This is a genomic window from Spirosoma aerophilum, from assembly GCF_054782495.1.
Genome location: NZ_BAAGSJ010000027.1, coordinates 1 through 24,408, shown reverse-complemented (window position 1 = coordinate 24,408; position 24,408 = coordinate 1). Strand labels below are relative to the sequence as shown.

The window sequence follows — 24,408 nt, the reverse complement described above, 5'->3', positions numbered from 1 at the left end:
GTAAGCCAAACGGCTTACCCTTTTTCGTTACTTTGATGTATGAATTACATTGAACTGCAACTCCGCCTGTCGCCCGACTATACAGACATCCTCACCGCCGAATTGGCTGAACTTGGTTTTGAGTCATTTGTGGAAACCGACGAGGGCCTGAACGCGTACATTATTGAGCCTGATTATACCGAAGAAGCTGTTCGGGAATTGGTTGCGAAATACGCCGATCAAACTGCAATAGCCTACGAAGTCAATTCGTTAGAGAAGAGAAACTGGAACGCCGAGTGGGAGAGAGATTATGAGCCGATAGAAGTTGCCGACCAGGTCCGGGTCCGGGCGTCCTTCCACGAGTCGGATGCCCGGTTTCGTTACGAGATTGTCATTAACCCGAAAATGTCGTTTGGCACGGGTCATCATGAAACCACCGCCATGATGATGGAGCAGCAGCTTGGCCTCGATTTCTCAGGTACGTCGGTGCTGGACGTGGGCAGCGGAACGGGCATCCTGGCCGTTCTGGCCGCCAAAATGGGCGCTACCAACGTGCTGGCGTTCGACATTGAAGAGTGGGCCGTTGAAAATGCCCGCGAAAACGCTGAACTGAATGAGTGTCCGCAGGTAACCGTATTTCAGGGGACGATCGCCGATGTTGACCCCGCGAATCAGTATGAGATCGTGCTGGCCAACATCAACCGAAACGTTTTACTGGCCGAAATTCCCACCTACACAAACTTGTTAAAGCAAAACGGGCATCTGGTTGTCAGTGGTTTCTACGAGCACGATGCTGCCGATATTGAACAGAAAGCCGTGGAAGCTGGATTAGAACCCGCGAAACGGTTAACAACGAATCAATGGACGTCTTTGTCATTTATTAAACGCTGATAGGAACATGTTAATCAAGGTTTTATTAGCTACCGGATGAATATGAATCGAATACAGAATATATACTCAGGGCTTTTTACCACCCCCAACCCCCTCCTAAAACAGGAGGGGGCTTTACAATGTGGTACCCTTGTTCTAGCCCCCTCCTGTTTTAGGAGGGGGTTGGGGGTGGTAAAAAGAAGGCTATTCGTTGCGCTATTTCTTCTTACCCTGACCACCGCTTTTGGTCAGGCAGTCCGGCTTTCGGACAAGCCCGACCAGTTCATGGCCGATGTGCAGAAATTGATGGCAACGGGCGGTGGGGTATCCGTTCGGGCCGGTACGAACTTGCAATCGCTCTGGTCGGAGAACAAACTGTCGGCAGCACAACAGGAGCGCGTGATGGTGCTGAGCCGGAAAATGAACCAGAAACGGCTTCAACCGGCCATGTATTTCGTGCCCTTCTATGAATCGCTTTACCTGGCCAGCCAGCAGCAACCCGCCACTAATGTGGATGGTATCCTGACCATTGCCGAGAAGCTCTTTGATGCGAACGACCCCAAAACCTTTGCCAAAAGTCTCGAAACCACCCGTCGTTTTCTGGAGCGGCACGAATTGTATGCCAGCACCTACAACAAACTCTATGCGCTGGGCGGCTCGTTCGAGATTCGGTATATCGAAAATACACAGGTAGCCAACCGGCCGGATGCAATCAAAACACCCGCCGATTCCATTGCCGCAGCCAAAGCCGCTGCCGAACGTTCCCGCTTCGATGGCTGGGACACCCCAGCGGCCGACTCCACCATGCCCCGTCAACTCGGGCCTCAATACATTCCGACGCGTCGGCCCATTCCGCCCGTTTTTGGTCCGGTCATTACACTGAAGGATGTGTCGCTGGCCATGATTGCCAATGGTGATTCGGCAGTACTGGCCAATACGAGTGGCGATCTGATGCTGAAAGATGGCGTGCTGGTCGGCAAAGGAGGCAAGTTCACCTGGGCAACCGCCGGTCGGCCGGATATTTTCGTGACCCTGACGGAGTATGCACTCACGACCATGAATCCGCGCCTTCAGGCTGACGATGTAACGCTGACCTACGGCACGGCCAAACCCATAAAAGGGGTTTTTGAATACGTCAGCAAGAAAAAGGGCGGGCCGGTAACCTACCCCCGTTTCATGTCGTGGCAGAACGATGTGAAACTGCCCGATCTGGGCACCGACATTGACTACCGGGGTGGTTTGGCCCTGTCGGGTACGCAGATGGTTGGCGCATCGGCTAGTGGTCAACCCGCGCAGATCGTTGTGAAATATAACGGAAAGCCCGCTTTTAAAGCCACCAGCCGCCGGTTCGACTTCAACATGAGCGACACGACTTCGGCGGTAACCGCCAGCGGTCGACCGGATTCAACGCAGGCGGGTCTGGCCTCGTCGGGCTTCAACACGACGACAACGCCTGAACCGGCCAAAGCCGCAAACGGTAACAAATCGCTTCCGATGATCTCGGCAAACTCGGCTTCGTTTGTGGGCTATGTCGATACGGATTCCATCTCGCACCCATCAGTGACCTTCCGGTATGATAAGAAGCAGAAGATCGCCTGGCTCGATCGTGAGCAGCGCACCGACTACGCCCGGGTTCCCTACGCCGATTCGTACCACAAGTTCTACATCATGCCCGAAGTGGTGCGCTGGGACTTACCCCGCCGGAAAGTCGATTTTTATCAGGTGGGAGCTAAACGCGAAGTGCCGGTCCGGTTCGAGTCGTTCGACTATTTCCACCCTCAACGCTACGCCGACCTGACCGTCGATTACGGCTTTCACCCCCTGCAGATTGTAGCGAACTACATTTCGACCACCAAGCAGCAGGCTTTCGTGGATGATGACATTACCCGCTTTGCCAAAAATGTAAATGCCACCTCGCTGCGGGGCGCCCTGAACCGGATGGTGCTGGAAGGCTACATCGACCGCAACCCAACCACGCAGGAAATGCGGCTGAGCCGAAAAGGCTACCTGTATGTGCTGGCGTATACCCAGAAAAAGGATTACGACAATTTCCAGGTACAGTCGCTGTTTGCGTCCAACGACAGCACGAAAAACGCGACGATCAATCTGGACGACAAGATCCTGACCATCCGGGGTGTCAACCGGTTTATTCTGTCTGATTCCTTGAAAATCTTCGGGGTGCCCTCTGACAAGACACTTCGTGTGGGAAAAAACCGGGCCTTTACACTCAACGGGCAGCTGAAAGCCGGTAACCTCCGCTATGCGGGCCGCGACCTCAAATTCGACTACGAGAAGTTCGGGATGACGCTGAACAAGATCGACTCCATTACCTTCTCGTCGCAGAAACTGGCGGCTCAGGGGAAAGACGGCGAAGTAGGGGGCGACATCAAATACGAGAATCCGGGAACGGTGTTTCTGGGCGCGGCAGACAACAAATCGGGCCGTATTGCCGGGAAGAAAACGACCCAGCGGCTGGTGATGCCCGAAGGTATGACGGTCTATTTTAACCAGCCCGTTCGGGGGAACATCACTTACAACCAGAAGGTGTACTTCAAAATCCCGGCCATCGACAACGACAGTCTGGGTAAGGGCGATATTTCGTTCATGGGTACATTCTATTCCGATGGTATCTTCCCGCCCTTCAAGGCTGAGCTGAAAACTATGCCCGACAATACACTAGGCTTCGTGCATAAGGCCCCGGCCACGGGTTACCCGGTCTACAGCGGCAAAAAAGGGACGACGCCCTCAAACGTTAAGTTTACCGGCGAATTGACAATGGATAAAAGCGGTCTGCGATCGGAAGGGGTATTGAACCACCTGACCGCTAGCCTGAATGCCGCCGGAATCCTGTTCATGACCGACTCCTTGCTGGCCTCGGGCGCAAAGGGCGAGATAAAAGAAGGGCTCATCGGTAGGCCCGGGGGCGCGTCCGCCTATTTTCCACAGGTGCAGCTGAATAACTACAGCCTGAAATGGTGGCCCAAGGCTGACAGCATGGTCATCACGACCCAGAAGAATAATTTCAACTTCTACAACGCGACTACGAACCTTGAAGGTGGTTTAGCGCTTCGTTCATCGGGTTTATTTGGCAACGGAACCCTGCGCCGGAAAGATTCGGAAGCCGTGTCGGGCAGTATCAAGTTCAATAAAGAAGGCTTTGTCGCTAACAACGCCCAGTTCAAGATTCTTCAGGATAAAGAGACTCCCGGCACACCCCTTAGCAGACCTGTTTTGCTGGGCAACGACGTCGACGTTGATTTTAACCAGACAAAAGGCATTGTTGGTCTGGCCATTAACAAGAAAGAAAGCCTCGACGACACGACAAGCTCCAGCATGGAGTTTCCCTTTGCGGCTTACAAAACCAGCATCAACCGCGCGCAGTGGAACATCAACGCCCACACGATTGCAATGAAAGGGGACGTGAAAACGTCGACGTTTACGGCTACCGCCGAAGAGCAGGAGGGACTTACCTTCAACGGATCGGCGGCTTTGTATGATGTGGAGAAACGAACCCTGAACATCAGTGGCGTGCCCTTCATCACTTCCGCCGACGCCCGCATCTATCCTGACAAAGGACAGGTGACCATCCGGCGCAACGGCGAAATGCTGGCCTTCAAGAACGCTCGACTCGAACTGGATACTGTTAGCCGTTTTCACCGGCTCAAAAACGGGAATATCCAGGTGTTATCCCGTACGAAGTTCGCGGGCGATGCCACCTACCAGTTCGCCACCGCTAAAGGCGATACCGCCAGCATCAAAATGGGTAGCTTCGAACTGAAAGAGGCACCCGCTGTGGCGGTAACTAAACCCGCCACAGCATCGCTGACGGCCGACACCAAAAAAGCCGGTCGGGCAGCCACGCGAGGTAAGCGTAGTGTCGCAGACAAACCCACCGCGACCTATTTCACGGTTGCCCGCGCTGAGGTCGATGAAGACGATAACCTGCAACTGGCGCCTAAAATGTTGTTCAAAGGTACGATTGCCATGCAGGCCCCCTCGCCCGATCTGGCTATGGATGGATTTATTAAACCGGCCTTGAAGAAACGACAGGATCTGGTTGGCGGCTGGATTCCGTTCAAGGAAAAAGTGGAGGAACGGCTGGAAATAAAGGTGGATAAAAACCTGAAAAATGAAGGCGGGCAGCCCTTGGTGGCCGGCATCCACTTCCGGCTCGATAATGCCGGACTGTACCCCACGTTCCTCTCGCCGAAAGAAGATTCGCGGGACGGTGACCTCTTCACGGCGACGGGCATTATGAGCTACGACGAGAAAGATAAAGTGTATCGGATTGCGTCAAAGGGTAGTGATCTGCCCGCGGGATCTGCCGCTGGAATTTCCAATGCCAGCGATAATGGTAAAGCTGACAGCACCGCTGCAACAGCCGGTGCCGACGATGAGGTGGAAAATGCATTTACCTTTAACGATGCTCGTGGCCTGATGACCTTTAAAGGCAAGATGAATCTGATGAATTCGGCTCCGCACGAATACCTGCTGTCGTCAGGATCGGCGAGGGTCAATATAGACAGTGCGCAATATCGGTTCAACACCCTGCTGGCGTTTGCCTTTCCGGTGCCCGACCCGATCAGTGCCCTGATCTCGGATAAAATTGTGAAGGCGAATCAGGAGGAGAAGAACGACGAAGCTGCCGATGACGACCTGAACCGACTGTCGGATAAGCTGCTGCCATTGATTGGTCAGCAGGCGGTAGATGCCTATCGGGTCAAAGCGCAGAATGCACACGCTCCGCTGAATCAGGCCTCGCCCAAACTAAACGCCATGCTGGTGCTGGCCAATGCCAACCTGCGGTGGTCGACGAAATACAACGCGTTTTATAGTGTTGGCAAGCTGGGCGTATCGAACATGATGGCAACGGACATCAACGCCCAGATGGATGGGTTCGTCGAAATCCGGAAAACGGGCAATGGCGACGAGGCCAGTATCTACCTCGAATCGTCGCCCGATGTGTGGGTGTATTATGATTACAAACCGGGCAGCACGCCCACGGCTTTGGGGCAGTTGGCCATCGTAACTTCTGAACAGGGAATTAACGACCAGCTGCTGGCGGGTTCTAAAAATACGTCGAAGCAAACCATTGAACTGGTCCCGGCTACCGTCGATGAGAAAACCCTCTTTGTGGATCGCTATCTGGATCAGTACAAAACAAAAGCCAAGCCGGCGCCGAAGCCCAAGCCGCAACCCGGCCAGAAAGTGGTGAAGGAAGAGAAGAAGAAAGACGAGAAGAAAAAGGACAAAGAGGCTGAGAAAGAAGGGTTTTAAGCCTTTTTCTCAGCCCGAGCAGGTGGACGTATCATAATGACTAATTATAGCTTACGTCAATCCTTCGACTGTGTGGCCTGATAGCCGATCTCTTTGCCGGTTACGACCGCACCACTAAAAAGTTTGTAATGCTCCGTACCCTGTTTGGGGCCGTACATCTTCTTTATGAGCGACTCAATATCATAGTCACCACCTTTAATGTAAGGGTCCATAATGAACAGGTAAGTGAAAGTTCCATCGGCATTTGCTTTCGTCGGGTGCATCACCCGTGTTTGCCTAAATACCCGTTGTTCCGCTGCCGATAATTTCTTTGCACCCGGCCAAAAGATGTCGTGTACGAAGTGTTCGTACTGCTTCTGTTTACCAGCTTTAACCGGGTAAGCCCAAACATGAACCTCCTCGCCAAGCTTAGCCATTGAGCGCGGGGTAGTTTGGGCATGAACGAATGAAGCCATGAGTAACGTAGTCAGGGCAAGCAGTACAGTGCGATTTTTCATGCTAAATTGATTCGGTGAGAGTTTGTGTAAAGGACTCTACTGAACCTATGTTGAAACAAGGGGAAATATCCCGTATTTATCCGGATAAATTCCTTTTAATTCATGCGGACAAAAATCGCTTGTTTACCTGATTGACGAACAAAGCCCTGTTGTCTGCCTTTAGCGGGTAAAGATCGGGTAGAGAACGCCAAGCCTATTCTCATGATTAGTACATGAAAGCCCTCTGGCACGACCTGCGCGACCACCTGCGCACCGACTTCCGACCTGATCTCTACATCGCCACCGCACTTTGGGCGGCATTGCTGCTTACCATCAACTATTACGTTGATCTGGAGGACCGCTATATCGACGCACATCAGGGAAAACCCGTTTGGCCGGTGCTGTATTTTTGCCTGTATGCTACCGCCTATTATGGCAGCGTTGGGCTATGGACGTATTTTCACAACCGGCCCGATATCTGGCGCAACCGGGCGTTCTGGTTCCGCAGCGGAACGGCCCTGATTTGCTACTCGATCTACGCCGGTTTTTACGGGCACAGCGATTGGAGTCGTCAACTGTTCGACGGTCAGATTTATGTATTTGCTTACTACTGCCTGCATAACCTGCAATCGGTGCTGACGATTGTGCTGCCGTTATACCTGTTTTATAAACTCCTAGACCCATACCCCAGCAATTTTTACGGGATGGCTCCCAAGAAAAAGGGGCTGGTTCTCTATGCAATCATGCTGGCGCTGATGATTCCGCTCATTACGCTGGCGTCGTTCCAACCCGACTTTTTACAATCCTACCCGACCTATCACGATACCAACGCCAACGAGTTTTTCGGGGTGCCCGAGTGGGTAACCGCGCTCGTCTATGAGCTTTGCTACGGATGGGATTTTGTCCCAACGGAACTGCTCTTTCGGGGCTTCCTCGTGATCGGCATGAGCCAATCCAGGCCGGGCCGAGTTTTAGGTGGTGGAGCTGTATTGCCCATGGTGGTCTGGTATTGTTCCATCCACTTTGGCCGGCCACTGGGCGAAGCGGTATCGTCATTGTTCGGCGGCTATTTACTGGGGGTTCTGGCGCTGAGTACCCGAAGCATCTGGGGTGGTCTGCTCATTCACATCGGCATTGCGTGGGGTATGGAAATTGCCGCGTTTTTGCAGGGGGCAAGCCGTTGAATTTTCCTGAAGGGCGTGGGATATTGTGTCAACGATCGGAATGGTTGATGTATCTGTAAACCGCGACCGGAATAGACATTATGTAATTTCTTTGCGTACGTTGCGCTTTCCTCTGCGCCTTTGCGTTTAAAATAAAACGTTCATTTATCATGACCTACTCAAACCAATTCCCCCAGCCCCCCATTCCATCCGGCAAGAAGTTCGATGCCATCGTTGTTGGCTCCGGTATTAGTGGCGGGTGGTCGGCGAAGGAGCTGAGCGAAAAAGGATTGAATGTGCTGCTGCTCGAACGGGGGCGCATGATCGAGCACGTGTCGGATTACCACACGGCTACCCTAAATCCGTGGGATTTTCCGCACCGCAATCAGGCTATGCCGTTGGATGAGCTGAAAAAATACCCGGTGCAGAACCGAACGGGATTTACGATTACGGAGGCTACCCACCAGCACTTCGTCAACGATCTGGAAAACCCGTATGTCGAAGAGAAGCCGTTCGACTGGATTCGGGGCTATCATGTGGGCGGTAAGTCGCTGATGTGGGGCCGGTATTCGTTTCGTTTTTCTGACCTCGACTTTGAAGCCAACGCCAAAGAAGGCATCGCTACCGACTGGCCCATTCGCTACAAGGACATTGCACCCTGGTACGATTATGTCGAGAAGTTTGCCGGTATCGCCGGTGATCGCGACGGCTTGCCGCACCTGCCCGACGGCCAGTTTCAGCCCGCCCTGCCGGACAACTGCGTGGAAGCGCATTTGCGTAAAACGGTCAACGGACTGTTTCCCGACCGGAAGGTGATTTCGGCCCGAGCGGCTCACCTGACCGCACCTACGAAAGAGCAGACCAGTCTGGGGCGGGCCAAATGCCAGTTTCGAAACTTATGCATGCGTGGCTGTCCCTACGGCGCGTATTTCAGCACCCAGTCGGCGACGTTGCCAGCTGCCCGACGAACCAAACGGCTCACCGTCCGGCCGCATTCTATTGTCAATTCCATCGTCTATGATGAGAAAACGGGTCGAGCTACGGGCGTTCGGGTCATCGACGAGCAAACGCACGAATGGCATGAGTTTAAGGCCAGCGTTATTTTCCTGAATGCCTCGGCGCTGGGATCGACCTACATTCTGATGAACTCCAAATCGAACCGGTTTCCGAACGGGATGGACGACAGCGGGCAGTTGGGGCGCAACCTTATGGACCACCACTTCCATGTGGGAGCCACCGCCGATTATGAACACGACCTGGATAAATACTACTACGGTCGGCATCCGGCCGGGCTGTATATTCCCCGTTTTCGAAACCTGCCGGGGCAGCCAAAGCAACCCTTTACCCGGGGGTACGGCTTTGAAGTGTACACCAACCGCGAAAACTGGGACCACGCCTACCACGACGAAGGGTTCGGTGCTGATTTTAAAGAGAAAGCCACGCAATTCGGTGACTGGAAAATAACGCTCGATGCTTTCGGCGAATGCATGCCTTACGAAGACAATCGCGTGTATCTGACGGATGAGGTGAAGGACAAGTGGGGACAGCCCGTCCTGAAAATGGACGTTCATTATCGGGAGAACGAGACCCTGATGCGGAAAGATGCGCAGGAGCAAGCCGTTCTGATGCTGGAAAAAGCTGGTTTTTCAAATATAGACGGCTTCGATGCCCAGGCGCATCCGGGCTTGAGCATCCACGAAATGGGTACCGCCCGCATGGGAACATCCCCTCAAAATTCGGTCTTCAACAAGTTCAACCAGCACCATATTGTCAAAAACGTATTCTGCACCGACGGCGCTTCCATGACCTCCTCGCCTTGTCAGAACCCGTCGCTCACCTACATGGCCCTGTCTGCGCGAGCCGCCGATTATGCGGTGAAGGCATTGAAGCGGGGCGATTTGAAACGGTGATAGCTTGAAACCCCTAAATCCCCTGAAGGAGACTCTATTTAAGTGCGGGCAAAGTCCCCTTCAGGGGATTTAGGGGTTTGTTATACCATCCTAATAATCCGGCTGGACAATTAGCAACGGTTAAACCGTAACTTTGACATACAAACCGATTATTCATGACCAATCGTCTGCTAGCCCTGCTTCCCATTCTTCTGTGCCTGACCAGCCTCGTGCGGGCGCAGGGGCCTAAACTCGACAAGCTTCTCTTTGGCGTGGCTTATTATGACGAATACATGCCTTACGACCGGCTGGACAAGGACATCGCCATGATGAAAGATGCGGGCATCAACGTAGTCCGCATTGCCGAGTCGACATGGAGCACCGTGGAACCGCAGGAGGGAACGTTCGACTTTACCCACATCGACCGGGTGCTGAATGCCATGCACAGGGCAAATATTCAGGTCATCGTGGGTACGCCGACCTACGCGGTGCCGACCTGGCTGGTGCGCAAATACCCCGATGTTCTGGCTATCACCCCGCAGGGGCAGAATCAGTACGGACCGCGTCAGAACATGGACATCAGCAACCCGCACTTCCGGACGCATGCCGAGCAGGTGATCCGGGCGATTATGAAACACGTGAAAGACCACCCGGCCATCATTGGGTATCAGGTCGACAACGAAACGAAAGCCTATAACACCACAGGCCCGGCTGTACAAAAACTCTTCGTGGCCTACATGAAGGACAAGTACAAGTCACTGGACGTGATCAATAAGATCTATGGCCTCGACTACTGGAGCAACCGGATCAATACCTGGGAGGATTTCCCATCGACAGTAGGCACGATCAACGCCAGTCTGGCAGCTGAGTTCGCGACTTTCCAGCGGAAACTGGTAACGGACTATCTGGCCTGGCAAACGGCCATGGTCAATGAATACAAAAAGCCCGGCCAGTTCGTGACGCAGAATTTTGACCTCGAATGGCGCGGGTATTCGTACGGTATCCAGCCCGATGTGGATCATTTTGCCGCAGCGAAAGCGCTGGACATTGCGGGTATCGATATCTATCACCCCACGCAGGACCAGTTGACGGGTATCGAAATATCATTCGGGGGCGACGTGACCCGGTCCATGAAGTCCGGCAAAAGCTATCTGGTACTGGAAACCGAAGCGCAGGGTTTTCCGCAGTGGGTGCCCTATCCGGGGCAGTTGCGGCTGCAGGCGTTCAGCCACCTGGCGTCGGGGGCGGCCATGCTCGAATACTGGCATTGGCACTCCATCCATAACTCGGCCGAGACGTATTGGAAAGGGCTTTTGAGCCACGATTTTGAACCCAACCCGACCTACAACGAAGCTAAAACCATCGGGAAGGATTTCGCCCGACTCAGCCCGAAATTAGTGAACATAAAGAAAACCAACTCGGTCGCTATCCTCTTCAGTAACGTGGCCTTAACGGGCTTCAACGCGTTTAGTTTTGGCTGGGGTGCTCGTGAAAAGTACAATGATATAGTGCGGCCGATGTACGATGCGCTCTATAAGATGAACATTGGCGTTGATTTTGTCGACCCGTCGAGCACGAATCTGGAGCAGTACAAATTAATTGTCGTACCGGCCCTGTATGCTGCTTCCGATGCGCTGCTGGAACGGCTGAACCTGTTCGTGAAAAATGGCGGACATGTGGTATACACGCTCAAGAGTGGTTTTTCGGACGAAAACGTCAAAGTGCGAACCACACGCCAGCCGGGTATCATTAGTGAAGCCTGCGGTATTTCGTATTCGCAGTTTACCATTCCCCGGCAGGTTTCGCTGAAGAACGACCCCTTTCAGGTTGGAAAAGAGAACAACACGGTCAATACCTGGATGGAGCTACTAACGCCAACTACTGCCAAGGTACTGGCCTATTACGACCACCCGGTTTGGGGCCAGTATGCAGCCATTACCCAAAATACCTTCGGCAAAGGCCTGGCGACCTACATTGGCTGCCTCACGAGCGATGCCGTCCTCCAGAAAGTCCTGCAGGATGCCGCCAAAAAAGCCAGTGTATGGGGCATCGACCAGCAACTGACCTTTCCGCTAATTACGAAATCGGGCGTTAACCAACAGGGGAAAGCCGTTCACTATTATTTCAACTACTCATCCGTACCCGCTTCTGTCAGCTATCCCCATGCGAACGGGAAGGAGTTGTTATCCGGCGAGTCTGCACCGAAAAACGCAGCGCTGAAGCTGGGCGCGTGGGATGTGAAGATTGTGGAGGAGAATTAAAGCAATGTTGGGTCCCACATATTTAGGCTACTTCACATCACGCTTTAAAAATTACGCTATCCGTTAAGCGGTTATGGAGTAAGAGTTTATCTGAGGCATCTTTTGGTTTTGTTTCAACTCAATACGTATGAAAACAGGCGATGGATACCCGGCTTTGTGGCCTTCGTGCTGCACGACGGACCGTCTATGCTTTCAATACAATTAGTACATGCCATGAACCTCCGATTGCTTGTCATTCCCTATCTGGTGGGCGCAATATCTGCCGTTGCGCAACCTAATCCGGCTCGACCCGATTTATGTCAGGGTGCGTATTTTACTGAGCCAGAAGGCGCGGCAGCTTTGACGGCGTTCGCTAAAACGCACCACGACCGCGCCAGTTGGGAGGCCCGCGCCAAACTCATTCGGCAGGGGCTGCGCGATGGGATGCAATTGCCCGACAAACCCCGGTTTGCCCCGCTTCAACCCGTTAGGCATAGCCTGAAAAAGTTGAACGGCTACACGGTCGAAAACGTGTATTTCGAGAGTCTGCCGGGCTTGTTCGTGACAGGTAACCTATACAAACCCCTGACCTACAGCGGCAAAATGCCGGCCGTTTTGTGTCCACACGGTCATACGCCCAAAGAAGATGCCCGTTTTGTGGAGCAGACCCAGCAGCGGTGCGCTACCATGGCCCGCATGGGTGCCGTGGTCTTTGTGTACGACATGCTTGGCTACGGCGATTCGAAACAATCGGCACACAAAATTTCCGAAGCCCTGAAACTGCAAACCCTGAATGGCATACGGGCGTTAGATTTCCTGACCAGTCTGCCCGAAGTAGACAAAAACCGGGTGGCCATGTCGGGCGAATCGGGTGGAGGGACGCAGACGTTTTTACTCACCGCCCTCGACCAGCGAATCAAGGTATCGGTGCCCGTAGTGATGGTGTCGGCGTACTTTTTCGGCGGCTGCACCTGCGAGAGTGGCATGCCGATTCATAAGCGTCCTACGCACCAGACCAGCAATGTAGAGCTGGCCGCACTGGCCGCACCCCGACCCATGATTTTGATTTCGGACGGGAAAGACTGGACCAAGAACACACCGGACGTGGAGTTCCCGTATATCCAGACCATCTATGGCTATTACGGTGCCAAAGACCGGATCGAAAATGTACACTTACCGACAGAAGGCCACGATTACGGTCCCAGCAAGCGGGCGGCAGCCTACCGGTTTCTGGCAAAAGAATTAAAGCTGGATCTGAATCTGATTCTCAAAGACGGCCAAATTGACGAAACGCCAAACAAACAGCTTAGCCCTTCGGATTTAGCCGTTTTCGATGCGGCTCACCCCCGCCCTGCCCGTGCTGTGATGGGTGATGATGCCGTGATGGCTTTATTGAAATAAGCTGTCGACATTCTATAGTAGTATATGAGCCTGCTTGTATTTAGTATTTAGTCCCCAGTTTCCTAAGTCTGTAAATCGTGATTCTTTTACCCTAAACCCCCGGCTTTGCCGTCTGAAAAACCTTAATTCGCATGGATATTTTCAATATCAACCGTCGTCGTTTTATACAGGGCACCACTGCCTCGCTTGCTCTTTCGGCCTTTGGGGCGAGGGGGATGGATCTCATTAACCCGCCTAAAGCCTACCGGGTTGGCCTGATCGGTACGGGCTGGTATGGTAAAAGTGATTTGCTTCGCCTTATTCAGGTGGCGCCCGTAGAGGTGGTTGCTCTCTGTGATGTCGATAAAAACATGCTGGCGGGTGCTGCCAAATTGGTAAGTCAGCGGCAGAAATCGGGTAAGACGCCTAAACTGTACGGCGATTATAAAAAAATGCTGGCCGAAAACCAGATGGACATCGTGCTCATCGGAACCCCCGACCACTGGCATGCGCTTCAGATGATCGACTGCGTGAAAGCGGGCTCGCACGTGTATGTGCAGAAACCGATTAGCGTGGACGTGATGGAAGGCGAAGCGATGGTAGCAGCCGCTCGCAAATACAACAAGGTGGTACAGGTGGGCACCCAGCGCAAAAGCACCCCCCACCTGATCGATGCCAAAAAGCGAATTGTCGATGCCGGACTGCTCGGTAAAATATCGCATGTAGAAATGTCCTGCGACCTGCACATGCGGAATAATGGTAACCCGCCGGTACAGCCTGTGCCCGATTTTCTGGATTATGAAATGTGGACCGGTCCGGCTCCGTTGCGCCCATACGATGGTTTACCCCATGTGCGCTGGTGGCGGACATTCATGGAATATGGCAATGGCATTACGGGCGATATGTGTGTACACATGCTCGATACCGTTCGCTGGATGCTGGGTCTGGGCTGGCCAAAGCGGATCACATCTCACGGTGGTATTTACGTGCAGAAAGAAGGCAAATCGAACATTTCGGACACCCAGTCGGCCATATTTGAATATGACGATCTGAACTGCGTATGGCACCATAAAACCTGGGGAACGGCTAACAATCCGGATTACCCCTGGTCGTTCACGCTCTATGGCGAGAAAGGTACCCTATGGGGCAGTACCATGCAGTGTGACTTCATACCGGACGGAAAAGGGGAGAAAATTCACTTCGATGTGCTCTACGAAAAAGAGAAGTACCCGGAAGACGTTACGGAAGATACCACGCCGAAGATTGAGTTGAACGCAGCCCCGGCCACGCGTCTGCACATGCTCAATTTCCTGGATGCTATCGAAAAGAACAGCCGCCCCGTCGCCGACATTGAGCAGGGACACATCTCAACGGCAAGCTGCATTCTGGCCAATATGGCCATGAAAACCGGCCGCCCCATGGTGTACGACCCCGTCAAGCGCGAAGTCGTCGGCGACAAAGAAGCCACTAAAATGCTGGCACGGGATTACCGAAATCCATATACCCACCCTGATCCTAAGAAAGTGTAGTGGGTGTAGTAAGTGTAGTACCGAGCGTCGGCCGGCGACCGTCCCGGTCGGGTGGATGGTAGGTACTTATATTGCCTGTGTTGTCGGGTACTTATACCCGACATGTGAGGTTTCTCAAAACCTAACGGTTTTGAGAAACCTTTCCGGGCAGGTTTGAGAACCTGCCCCCACGTCGACATATCGCCCAAGCTTACCAACTCTTTCAGGTTGATACCATATCAGGAGATAAAATCCAGGTAGTTGTCCGGATTTACAACCGACAGCGAAGCGTCTGGATAAGCGCTTTGAAACGCTTTAGGGAAACGAACGCGATTTGTATTCCATTTCATCTCAAAAGCACTTAGCTGACCATTAGTTTCTTCCACCCAATCAAGCTCCTGCTGATCATAGGTACGCCAGAAATAGGGTATTGCCTGACTTCGCAAATACGCGTTGCGCTTAAGACGTTCCGACACCAGATAATTTTCCCATAAAGCCCCCATATCATTTCGCTGAGAGGGTAGGCTAAAGTTGTTGATCAGCGCATTGCGAATGCCATTGTCAAAGAAGTACCATTTTGATGATTTCGTGACTTCCTTGCGTAGATTATTACTGTAGCCGCCTAGTCGAAAGAGAATGAATACTTTGGTGAACAAATCAAGGTAGCGAACTACCGTACTACGATCAATCTGCAACTGGCGACTTAATTCATCGTTTGACACTTCGCTACCTACTTGATAGGCAATTAGTTGGAGTAGTTGCCGCATTTTATGCGAATTCCGAACCTGTTCAAACAGGAGAATATCCTTTAGCAGATAAGACGACACCATACTTTTCAAGTAATCGATTCGGTCGTTTGTATCCTCCATAGTTACCACGTCCGGATAACTACCAAAAATCATTCGTTCGGGAAGATGGTCCCGTGTTTGAAGGAAAGTTTCCGTAGCTGATAGTTCGAGTTGGGCTAACGGGAAAAGCGTATGCGTGAGCAGCCTGCCCACCAGCGGTTCGCCTGCCCGATTTGTCAGATCGAACGACGACGATCCAGTCGCAAAGATGGTCAGCGAAGGAAACGAGTCGATGAGAAGCTTTAATGAACGACCCACGTCAGGAATCACTTGGGCTTCATCAATGAGCAGAAGCTCCGTATTACCAAGCCAGCGTTTATAGCTGGCTACACGCCGGTCATTGAGTAATTCGGCCGTACTAAGATCATCCCCATTGAGTAGTAGTGTAGATCCGTCAAAAGATTCTGCCAATTGGGTCATCAGGACCGTTTTACCAACCCGCCTGGCACCAACAAGCAGAATGACCTTGTTTGATCGAAGCTGAGAGCCAATCAGTGGCTGAATACTTCGCTCTATCAGCGTTTTCATTAATTCCGTGGGTTTATCCCGCAAATTAATAGTAATTCGTTGGCTAAACCCCCGGAATTAACAGTTTTTGCTGCTTCGTGTGGTCTTATCAGTTTACGACTATGTACTGCCCGCACGGCAATATATCACCCCAAACTCACCAGTTCCTTCAACTCATCGTCGCTTAGATCGCCGAGCCAGGTTTCGCCGGTTTTGATGCTGAGGTCGGCGAGTTCGCGTTTGGACCGGATCATGGCGTCAATTTTCTCTTCCAGCGTGCCCTGGTTCATGAGCCGGTAGACCATGACATTTTTGGTCTGCCCGATACGGAAAGCGCGGTCGGTGGCCTGCGATTCGACCGCCGGGTTCCACCATAGATCGAAGTGAATGACGTGGTTGGCCTGGGTCAGGTTAAGCCCCGTACCGCCCGCCTTGAGCGACAGGATGAACGTGTGGTCGCTTCGATTGCGCTGAAACTGCTCCACCATGCGGTCGCGTTCGGGCCGGGAGGTGCCACCGTGCAGAAACAACGGTTGCGCCCCAAACGTCTGCTGAATGAATTGGGTCAGCAGCTCGCCCATTTCTTTGTACTGGGTGAAGATCAAGACCTTCTCGTGGTTAGCGTAAATCGTTTCGAGCAGGCTAAGTAATAGCGTCGCCTTGCCGGACAGCGATGGGGCTGCATTGCCTTTCTTGAGGTACTGATGCGGGTGGTTACCAATCTGCTTGAGGGCCGTCATGAGTTTCAGCACCAGACCCCGGCGGGCAATGCCGTCTTTCTCTTCAATGGCCCGCAAACTCTCCTGTACCACACTTTCGTACAACACGGCCTGCTCGGTAGTGAGGGCGCAGAACTGGTTGGTCTCGATCTTGTCGGGCAGGTCGCTGATGATGGTACGGTCGGTTTTGACGCGACGTAGCAGGAACGGGCTTGTAATACGTCGGAACTGGTCGAGTTTCTGGTGATCGCGCTCCTGCTGGATCGGCTTGCCAAATTCCTCATTGAATTTGGTCAGCCCGCCCAGATACCCCTTGTTCACAAAGTCCATGATGCTCCAGAACTCCGACAGCCGGTTTTCGACCGGCGTACCGCTCAATGCAATGCGAATGGGCGATTTGAGCGATTTAACGGCTTTCGTCTGTTCGGTATCAGCGTTCTTGATGTTCTGGGCTTCGTCGATGACGACGACCGCCCAGGTTATTTTCTTGAGTTCGTTCAAATCGCTGCGGATAACGCCGTAGGTCGTCAGCAACAGGTCATACTCGCCATTGCGTTCGGTAGGGAGCTTGCGGTTGGAGCCGTGGTAAATTCGGGCCTGTAACTCGGGGGCGAATCGGGCAATTTCCTTTTGCCAGTTGGTCAACAGAGTCGTGGGCAGTACTACCAGACCTTTTTGTTTCTTAAACCGGCCTTCCTGTTTGAATTTGAGCAGCAGTGCAATGACTTGGAGAGTCTTACCCAACCCCATATCGTCGGCCAGCAGGCTGCCCATGCCGAGGGCGGTGTTCTTGACAAGCCAGTCGTAACCGCGTTGCTGGTAGGGGCGGAGGGTAGCATCCAGCGAATCGGGCAGGGGCTGCGATTCACTCTCGGTAAACTGACGGACGAGCTCGCGTACGTCGGCCGTCAAGCCAACCCGGTTGCCCCGGAACTCTTCCGACAGAGCCGCCCGGAGCAGTTCTGTACCGGTTAATTCGGGTGGATTTTCGAGTTGTTTGTAAAGCTTGTTCAACTCCGTTGGGTCAACGAGCACGTACTGGTCTTTGATTTTGACCAGCCCCGTTGTGCGGCCTACCAGCTTCTGAAACTCTTTCACGCTCACCATGTCGCTGCCGAGGGCAATCTGCCAGTCGAACGTCAGCATATCGTCCAGGCGCATAAACGCGGTGTTGGCCGTAACTTTAGCCTTGAGCCGTCCGCCCGCCTGTGGCCGTACCCAGTGCTGGAGCGACTTTGGTAACAGCAGCGCAATGCCCAGCAGTTGCATCCGGGGCAGTTGTTCCAGCAGCACTTTCACAAACTGTTCGGGTGTATAGGACAGATAGGCCGGGCCACCCGTTTTGGTCAGTTTCGCCAGATCGGGGAAGTGCCGTGCCAACACCAGCAAATCCTGCAAAACAGCCATCCGAATACGCTGATGCCGGTCGATGCCGTTGACGCCTTTATCGAGCAGGTCGGGTAGGGGGATGGGTGCGGTCGGTGCGCCGTTGATGGTGGGGGCTTCGCGGTCGCGGATGAGCAAACTCAACCGGAATTCATCGCCCAGTTCACTATCCTCCACCGCCAGAATCGGTACGAACCGCTTATGGGTCAGGAAGAAGTCATTGACCCACAGCTGCATCGCCAGGGGCATTTCCTTCCGGCCGAAGCCTTCAAAACGGATTGTTTCGACGCCGAAGAAAAGACGGTCGGCATCTTCCAGCGGCCAGCGCTCCCAAAGTTCAACGGTGGCGGGTTTGATGGCCCGGCGCAGGAACAACGAACAAAGGGTTAGCACCTGCTGCTCATCGGGCAGGGCCAGCCATTCCTTTTGCCAACGCACCGTGAGCAGCGTGGGCGGCAGTTGCCTGGCCAGCAGGTCGGTCTGGCGTTTCACCGTTTCGTTAAGCGTGGCCGGAAGCCATCGAACCCGGTACTGTTCTTCTGTTGGCCCCACGCGCAGGAGCTGGGGCACCACAGCCCCCCGGCGCAGCAGCGCGGCTGCAAACTGCATGGTTAGGTACAGACCCCGGACCGAATCGCTCATTTCGGCCCAGTCGGCTTCGGTGAGGGTGTTGAGCCAGGCCATCAGGTCGCTCATGTCGAAACCGGGAATGGACCGAGGTTCGCCATGCTCGCTGAACATATTAATCTTTTTGACGGTCATCACCTCATCGAGCTGTAGCTCAATGCTGTCGCTGAAGGCCGGTACGCTGGTGGTATTGCGTTGTTCGTTGAGGAGCACTTTGTCGACTTCGACGGGCTTGCTGAAGAGCTTGTACGCCCGCGCCAGCGATTTATGGAAGTCGCCCTTGGTGAAGGTGACGTCGGTAGACAGCAGCCCTAAAAGCTGATCGGTCAATGGTGGAATGGTGGCGAAGTCCAGATTGGCCTGCGCCTTCTCGTCGGGTTTCCAGTCCTCATCGTCGGGCAGGTCGTCGGTACCAATGTCTTTGAACGACAGAACCGTTTCGAGCGCGCCCTGAATGCCTTCCACCTGAAATTTCTGTAACTCACTCAGAATGTCGAGGCCTTTCAACTGAAAAACCAGGAACGGATTCCGGTCAATTTCATTGGCAATCGTATAAATAACCGCGGCCAGGTGCTTGCAGGGCACGGCTTCGTCGGGGCAGGAGCAACCCATGGCCAAGTCCCGAAACGAATGCGGAAACAGCTGAATGTCGCTCGTTTCGGCAAATTCGGTTAGTTCAGGGGGGAGCTGGCGGTTCAGGAGCTGTGCCAGCGTGGCTGGGTTCTCGCGAACCTCGGTTAGCAGCGACTCTTTCTCCGATTCGGTGAATAAGGGTACCGACAATTTCGATTTATAGGGCCGGGGTGCATTTCCTTTAATCGACGCACTGATCTGGTTCTGGGAAATGGACAGCCCCTGCACCGCTCCTTTGTTTGCGTAAGTTTTACCCCGCGGCAAACGGTTCGCCATGTCAATGCTGGTCAGCGCATTGAGCCATTGTTGTCCCCACCATGTTTTGCCGTAGGTGATTCGTTCCGCCATATTACCGAATTGATAATTTCGTCGTAAAAATAGTTGATTGGGCAATTAGCCAGCGTTCGTTCGGCTGCCGATGGGCCAATCAGGCACATGTCAGTAATAAGTGAACGAATGAATCGGGATTATCCACACAAAAACTAAATTGACTAATCTGTTTCTTCAACCCATAAGGTCCGTGAAAGCAAATGGGTTCGCTGAAGCTCAGTAAAATAGTAGGTGCCGTCAAAAATGCCCCGTTGAGTTGACCGGGTTGTTTGGCCGGCTTTTCATGAATTCGTTTGACATCAACTAGTGCCGAATGCGGAATAACGGCCCGCCAGCGTACCCCCAACCGGAGGTGAAGATGTGTGTCGGTCAGATACGAAGGTCGCTTGACGGTGGCGATCATATCGGCGATGAAGAACAACAAACCATAGACACTGGTCAGGGTTATCCAGAACGCCACCGATGGATTCCAGCGGTTCAGCAGCACATGGAGGCCAACTGTTTCGATCACACCAACCATCAGTAGGCTAACTACCAGCGCGATTTGTCCTGATTGACGATGCGTGGTTAGTACTGTTGAACCCGGCGGGACGTCCGCCTTGAGCCGCCAGCCCACCACTACATAATAGAGCGTAAGGCCCTCGCCCAGAATAATAGCAGCCGCTTTACGACCAAAAACGGCCGCCAGGCTTTCTTGCCAGGCTGTTTCTATATCCGCTTGAGGACGTAACCGTCGGTAGGTCTGTACAATCGTTCGGATTCGAAAACCAGCTATCGAGAGCACCACTACCTCAATTAGTACCAACAAGATTGGCCAGAACTGGTTTGGTAGGAAAGTGCCTTTAGGCAGTATGAACGACGCCAGACGCAGCATCAAAACTGCGATCAGGATGGTTCGGCTGCGGGGGAGTTGAAGGGGTTTTGCCACGAGCCAATAAAACAATCCCGTGGTGACGAACACCAGATCGAACACCACCCCGAGCGATAGGGCAACCGGGTGCCTGCTGAAACCGGTTGTCTGCGTTATGACTAACTCGACGCCAATGAGCAGTGCCGTCAGCAGAATAAAGAAACCGGTTTTAGGTGTCAGAAAGAGCCGGAGAGAAGCCATTAAACAGATTAGTTACGATTGACGAAGACGATTCAGGGTACAGTTTACCAAAACTAATCCTTTTTAGATTAACCAAATTGGACAGGAACACGAATAGACTACACTTTAGCAATAAGATGGCTTAGAAGCCTCCAACCGGGTGATTTTCACTAGCCAACCGGTTAGATCGTCAGCCTTTTTTTCTTACATTTACCTACTCCCTATCTCTCAGTTAAACCAGTTAATCTTATGGTTCTGGACGTACCGGCCACCAGTACCCCGCTTGGGCGTGGTATCAAACACATTGGCATTGGTAAGTATGGCAGTAAGCCGCTCACCCCCGAAATGCTTGCCGAATGTCGTGTGGCCCTGGCCGACCCAACGTCTCATCCGCTCCAGCGCGGGGCGTTTCTGGGGGCGTTGCTGGCCAAAGGACCAACCGACGACGAACGGACGCTGGAAGAGGTTATCGGGAAGGGCGCTTTTTCGCATCCGACGTTTCTAATCAATAAAGTTTGCCCCGATCTGCCGGAAGGACTGCTTCATATTGCTACCAAACTGGTGCGGGGCGCTAACCTTCAGGTCGACGAAGCTGAACAACTGGGGGATTACCTGTTTGGCAATGGCTCCTGCGAGACGTTTCGCGGACTGGCTGCCAGTATTATGCGTGTCCGGCACGAAACGAATGACGAATATCATGGGCTGATGCGAGCCGTCGAACGGACGTTCTCACCCGGTTTTGGTCCGATGAGTTGCGCCGACCGGCCACTGATCCAACTGGCCGAACCTTTTGATGGTGTCGAGAATAGCTACCTCATTACACCCCTGCTGGCGCAGTTTTTCCAGAAACGGGGCTACGGGGCTATCTCTATGGTAGGCCGGTCGGGTGGACCGAAGTTTACGCTCAACACCCTCGATCTGTACATGAATCTCGGCTGCCAGTTTCTACAAAGCAACCACGAACTGGATACACCCCTGGCGTCGTACGGCTGGGTGCTGGACCAGAAAGCCCTGTCGCCCGCGCTCAATCAGTGGGTGGAGCGTCGGCATGCGATGATTAAGCGTCCCTTTCTGGCTACCCTCGAAAAAGTATTGAACCCCTGCCATGCCCGGATTCTGGTGACGTCGGTATTTCACATCACCTACCAGATGAAGATGGCCGAGCTGGCGATGCTGGCCGGATTCGATGCCGTTATGGTGCTGAAACGCGGTCTGGAAGGGAGCCTGGCCCCGTCGACCAGCCGCGCAACGGGGGTATTGTGCGCCGTCAGAACCCCCAAAGGTCATTTGTTCTTCCAGCATTTCGAGGGCGATATGCCCGCCTTCGCAGCCTATCGTACCGAATCGGAACCCGAATACGAGCAGCCGCAAGCCCTGGACAATGCCCGACTCGTGAAGCAGTTTATGACCACCGGCCAGACCGCTAATGCGGATTTCGACAATCGGGTTCGATTTGCTCACGCCTTATATGGCCGGGGTCTGGACTGGATTGAAGGGCAGCTGCGGTAACGGGTCAATTCACCTGAAAGCTGTACCTTTGTGGCTCAACTATTTGACAGGTGTATCCGACAGTAAACGGTCTTATTCCGGGGCTGTCGAACTTAGGCATCGCTGACAGCATCTTGCTGTCAGATACAAAGTATGACAGACGTAGTAATTATTGGCGGGGGCATCGTAGGATTAGCCACCGCGCTTCAGTTGAAGCAGCAACGGCCAAACTTATCCGTTATTTTAATTGAAAAAGAGTCTGCCGTTGCCCGGCACCAGACGGGGCACAACAGCGGAGTTATACACTCCGGACTATATTACAAACCCGGCAGCCTGAAAGCCACCAACTGCATACGGGGCTATCACATGCTCATCGACTTTTGCGATGCAGAAGGCATACCGTATGAGCTGTGCGGCAAAATTGTCGTGGCGACCAAACCCGAAGAGCTTCCTCAGCTGGATACCCTCTACGAACGGGGGCAGCTCAATGGCCTTGGCGGATTGAAAAAGCTGTCGCTGGCCGAGATGCGCGAGATTGAGCCGCACGTGACGGGCGTAGCGGGCATGTTCGTACCGCAAACGGGCATCATCGATTACAAGCAGGTATCCGACAAATATGCTGAGAAATTTCTGGCACTGGGCGGTGAAATTCGCTTGAACGAGCGTGTTGAGCAGGTGACACCCGGCAATAGCCTGAGCATCGTGGTTACGAACAAGAACCGCTACGAAACGAAACTGGTGGTGAACTGCGCGGGCCTGTATTCCGATAAAATTGCTCAGCTCACCCAGCGCGAAGCTGTGGATGTACGCATTGTGCCGTTCCGGGGGGAGTATTTCAAGATTAAGCCGCAGAAAGAGTATCTGGTCAAAAATTTGATCTACCCCGTCCCTGATCCGAATTTCCCTTTCCTGGGCGTTCACTTTACGCGTATGGTTCACGGTGGGGTAGAGGCCGGCCCAAATGCTGTGCTGGCGTTCCAGCGCGAAGGCTACAAAAAATCAGATGTGAATCTGAAAGAGTTTTACGAAACACTGTCGTGGCCGGGCTTCCAGAAAGTAGCCGCCAAATACTGGGAAACGGGTCTGGGCGAAATGTACCGGTCATTTTCCAAAGCGGCTTTCACCAAAGCCTTACAGGGCCTGATCCCCGAAATTCAGGAGTCGGATCTGGAGCCGGGGGGCGCGGGCGTCCGGGCGCAGGCCTGTGACAGGACCGGCGGATTGCTCGATGATTTCGCTATTCTGGAAAGCGATAAGGCTATCAACGTCGTCAATGCCCCCTCGCCAGCCGCCACGTCGTCGCTATCGATTGGCAAAACGGTTTCCGAGAAAGTGCTTGCCCGATTTTAAGTGGTATTTAACAAACAATATCAGGTCAGCGGGGTTTTTTAAGGGTATACGCCTATCGGCTTACTAACTGACTACCCTTATGAAAGCGATTCATCAAGTAGAGGTATTGGATACTCCATCTGACCTTAAAGATAAAGGCATACAAAAAGTTGCAGAGGCCGTCAATGGTCTGGTAGCTGACGCCTTTGCCCTGTATATTAAAACGAAAAATTTCCACTGGCATATGTCGGGTCGCCATTTCCGCGACTATCATTTGTTGCTGGATGAGCAGGCCGAACAGATTTTCGCGACCATCGACCCCTTAGCCGAACGCGTCCGGAAACTGGGTGAAAACACGATCCGGTCGGTAGCGCACATTGCGCAGTTGCAGCGGGTGAAGGACAACGACGAAGATTTCGTGGCCCCCAAAGACATGCTGGTCGACTTGATGAACGAGAATAAAAAAATGGCGAAGGCTATGCGCGACGCCCACAAAGTAGCCGACGATGCTGAAGACGTAGCCACCGCCAGCTTGCTCGAAGTATACATCGACGAGACCGAACGTCGTGTGTGGTTCCTGTTCGAAACCACACGGGACCTGAATTAATTAACGTGAATAATGGGTTGATTAGCTTAAAATCTAGCTTATACGCAGTTATCACCCACGTT

General features: G+C 53.1%; 14 protein-coding genes. 10 read left to right on the top strand and 4 right to left on the bottom strand.

From position 1 onward, the window contains the following. Positions 1-39: 39 nt before the first annotated feature. Positions 40-870 carry a 50S ribosomal protein L11 methyltransferase gene (gene prmA, locus ACYVK4_RS26275; RefSeq protein ID WP_461130546.1) on the top strand — a complete coding sequence of 277 codons (831 nt, stop codon included), beginning with the start codon at positions 40-42 and terminating at the stop codon, positions 868-870. Between the two features lie 42 nt (positions 871-912). Beyond that, entirely contained in the window at positions 913-6,126 is a 5,214-nt protein-coding gene (locus tag ACYVK4_RS26270; protein ID WP_461130545.1) for a hypothetical protein, read from the top strand. Between the two features lie 56 nt (positions 6,127-6,182). On the opposite strand, the gene ACYVK4_RS26265 is transcribed toward ACYVK4_RS26270, so the two are convergent. Then, complete coding sequence (locus ACYVK4_RS26265) at positions 6,183-6,623, bottom strand: hypothetical protein (RefSeq protein ID WP_461130544.1); 441 nt, start codon at positions 6,621-6,623, stop codon at positions 6,183-6,185. Positions 6,624-6,835: 212 nt separating this feature from the next. Between ACYVK4_RS26265 and ACYVK4_RS26260 the strand changes: the two genes are divergently transcribed. From ACYVK4_RS26260 to ACYVK4_RS26240, 5 genes are all read left to right on the top strand, one after another. Beyond that, positions 6,836-7,786 (top strand): CPBP family intramembrane glutamic endopeptidase, encoded by a 951-nt coding sequence (locus tag ACYVK4_RS26260; protein WP_461130543.1) that lies wholly within the window; start codon positions 6,836-6,838, stop codon positions 7,784-7,786. A gap of 149 nt (positions 7,787-7,935) precedes the next feature. Continuing rightward, entirely contained in the window at positions 7,936-9,675 is a 1,740-nt protein-coding gene (locus tag ACYVK4_RS26255; RefSeq protein WP_461130542.1) for an FAD-dependent oxidoreductase, read from the top strand. A gap of 155 nt (positions 9,676-9,830) precedes the next feature. After that, on the top strand, positions 9,831-11,915 hold the full coding sequence (locus tag ACYVK4_RS26250; protein WP_461130541.1) for a beta-galactosidase: 2,085 nt from the start codon (positions 9,831-9,833) through the stop codon (positions 11,913-11,915). Between the two features lie 213 nt (positions 11,916-12,128). Further along, a complete protein-coding gene (locus tag ACYVK4_RS26245; RefSeq protein ID WP_461130627.1) occupies positions 12,129-13,295 on the top strand; it encodes an alpha/beta hydrolase in 1,167 nt (388 codons plus the stop codon). Positions 13,296-13,426: 131 nt separating this feature from the next. Beyond that, positions 13,427-14,803, top strand: coding sequence for a Gfo/Idh/MocA family protein (locus ACYVK4_RS26240; RefSeq protein WP_461130540.1), 1,377 nt, complete (start codon positions 13,427-13,429; stop codon positions 14,801-14,803). 218 nt (positions 14,804-15,021) lie between these two features. Here the strand turns inward: ACYVK4_RS26240 and ACYVK4_RS26235 are convergent, their stop codons facing one another. The 3 genes from ACYVK4_RS26235 to ACYVK4_RS26225 form a co-directional block, all read right to left on the bottom strand. Next, positions 15,022-16,158 carry an ATP-binding protein gene (locus tag ACYVK4_RS26235; RefSeq protein ID WP_461130539.1) on the bottom strand — a complete coding sequence of 379 codons (1,137 nt, stop codon included), beginning with the start codon at positions 16,156-16,158 and terminating at the stop codon, positions 15,022-15,024. Between the two features lie 125 nt (positions 16,159-16,283). Further along, a complete protein-coding gene (locus tag ACYVK4_RS26230) occupies positions 16,284-19,850 on the bottom strand; it encodes an SNF2-related protein (protein ID WP_461130538.1) in 3,567 nt (1,188 codons plus the stop codon). 79 nt (positions 19,851-19,929) lie between these two features. Next, entirely contained in the window at positions 19,930-20,943 is a 1,014-nt protein-coding gene (locus tag ACYVK4_RS26225; RefSeq protein ID WP_461130537.1) for a hypothetical protein, read from the bottom strand. A gap of 228 nt (positions 20,944-21,171) precedes the next feature. Here ACYVK4_RS26225 and ACYVK4_RS26220 point away from each other — a divergent pair, with 228 nt between their 5' ends. From ACYVK4_RS26220 to ACYVK4_RS26210, 3 genes are all read left to right on the top strand, one after another. Continuing rightward, positions 21,172-22,431 carry an anthranilate phosphoribosyltransferase gene (locus ACYVK4_RS26220; protein ID WP_461130536.1) on the top strand — a complete coding sequence of 420 codons (1,260 nt, stop codon included), beginning with the start codon at positions 21,172-21,174 and terminating at the stop codon, positions 22,429-22,431. A 132-nt stretch (positions 22,432-22,563) separates the two neighbouring features. Beyond that, positions 22,564-23,760 (top strand): L-2-hydroxyglutarate oxidase, encoded by a 1,197-nt coding sequence (gene lhgO, locus ACYVK4_RS26215; RefSeq protein WP_461130535.1) that lies wholly within the window; start codon positions 22,564-22,566, stop codon positions 23,758-23,760. 79 nt (positions 23,761-23,839) lie between these two features. After that, on the top strand, positions 23,840-24,346 hold the full coding sequence (locus tag ACYVK4_RS26210) for a Dps family protein (RefSeq protein ID WP_461130534.1): 507 nt from the start codon (positions 23,840-23,842) through the stop codon (positions 24,344-24,346). Positions 24,347-24,408: the final 62 nt, after the last annotated feature.

What these genes read in the sequence shown, in the direction of transcription:
- prmA (WP_461130546.1), top strand. Translation starts at nt 40, where the DNA reads ATGAATTACATTGAACTGCAACTCCGCCTGTCGCCCGACTATACAGAC.
- ACYVK4_RS26270 (WP_461130545.1), top strand. Translation starts at nt 913, where the DNA reads ATGAATCGAATACAGAATATATACTCAGGGCTTTTTACCACCCCCAAC.
- ACYVK4_RS26265 (WP_461130544.1), bottom strand. Translation starts at nt 6,623, where the DNA reads ATGAAAAATCGCACTGTACTGCTTGCCCTGACTACGTTACTCATGGCT.
- ACYVK4_RS26260 (WP_461130543.1), top strand. Translation starts at nt 6,836, where the DNA reads ATGAAAGCCCTCTGGCACGACCTGCGCGACCACCTGCGCACCGACTTC.
- ACYVK4_RS26255 (WP_461130542.1), top strand. Translation starts at nt 7,936, where the DNA reads ATGACCTACTCAAACCAATTCCCCCAGCCCCCCATTCCATCCGGCAAG.
- ACYVK4_RS26250 (WP_461130541.1), top strand. Translation starts at nt 9,831, where the DNA reads ATGACCAATCGTCTGCTAGCCCTGCTTCCCATTCTTCTGTGCCTGACC.
- ACYVK4_RS26245 (WP_461130627.1), top strand. Translation starts at nt 12,129, where the DNA reads ATGAACCTCCGATTGCTTGTCATTCCCTATCTGGTGGGCGCAATATCT.
- ACYVK4_RS26240 (WP_461130540.1), top strand. Translation starts at nt 13,427, where the DNA reads ATGGATATTTTCAATATCAACCGTCGTCGTTTTATACAGGGCACCACT.
- ACYVK4_RS26235 (WP_461130539.1), bottom strand. Translation starts at nt 16,158, where the DNA reads ATGAAAACGCTGATAGAGCGAAGTATTCAGCCACTGATTGGCTCTCAG.
- ACYVK4_RS26230 (WP_461130538.1), bottom strand. Translation starts at nt 19,850, where the DNA reads ATGGCGGAACGAATCACCTACGGCAAAACATGGTGGGGACAACAATGG.
- ACYVK4_RS26225 (WP_461130537.1), bottom strand. Translation starts at nt 20,943, where the DNA reads ATGGCTTCTCTCCGGCTCTTTCTGACACCTAAAACCGGTTTCTTTATT.
- ACYVK4_RS26220 (WP_461130536.1), top strand. Translation starts at nt 21,172, where the DNA reads ATGGTTCTGGACGTACCGGCCACCAGTACCCCGCTTGGGCGTGGTATC.
- lhgO (WP_461130535.1), top strand. Translation starts at nt 22,564, where the DNA reads ATGACAGACGTAGTAATTATTGGCGGGGGCATCGTAGGATTAGCCACC.
- ACYVK4_RS26210 (WP_461130534.1), top strand. Translation starts at nt 23,840, where the DNA reads ATGAAAGCGATTCATCAAGTAGAGGTATTGGATACTCCATCTGACCTT.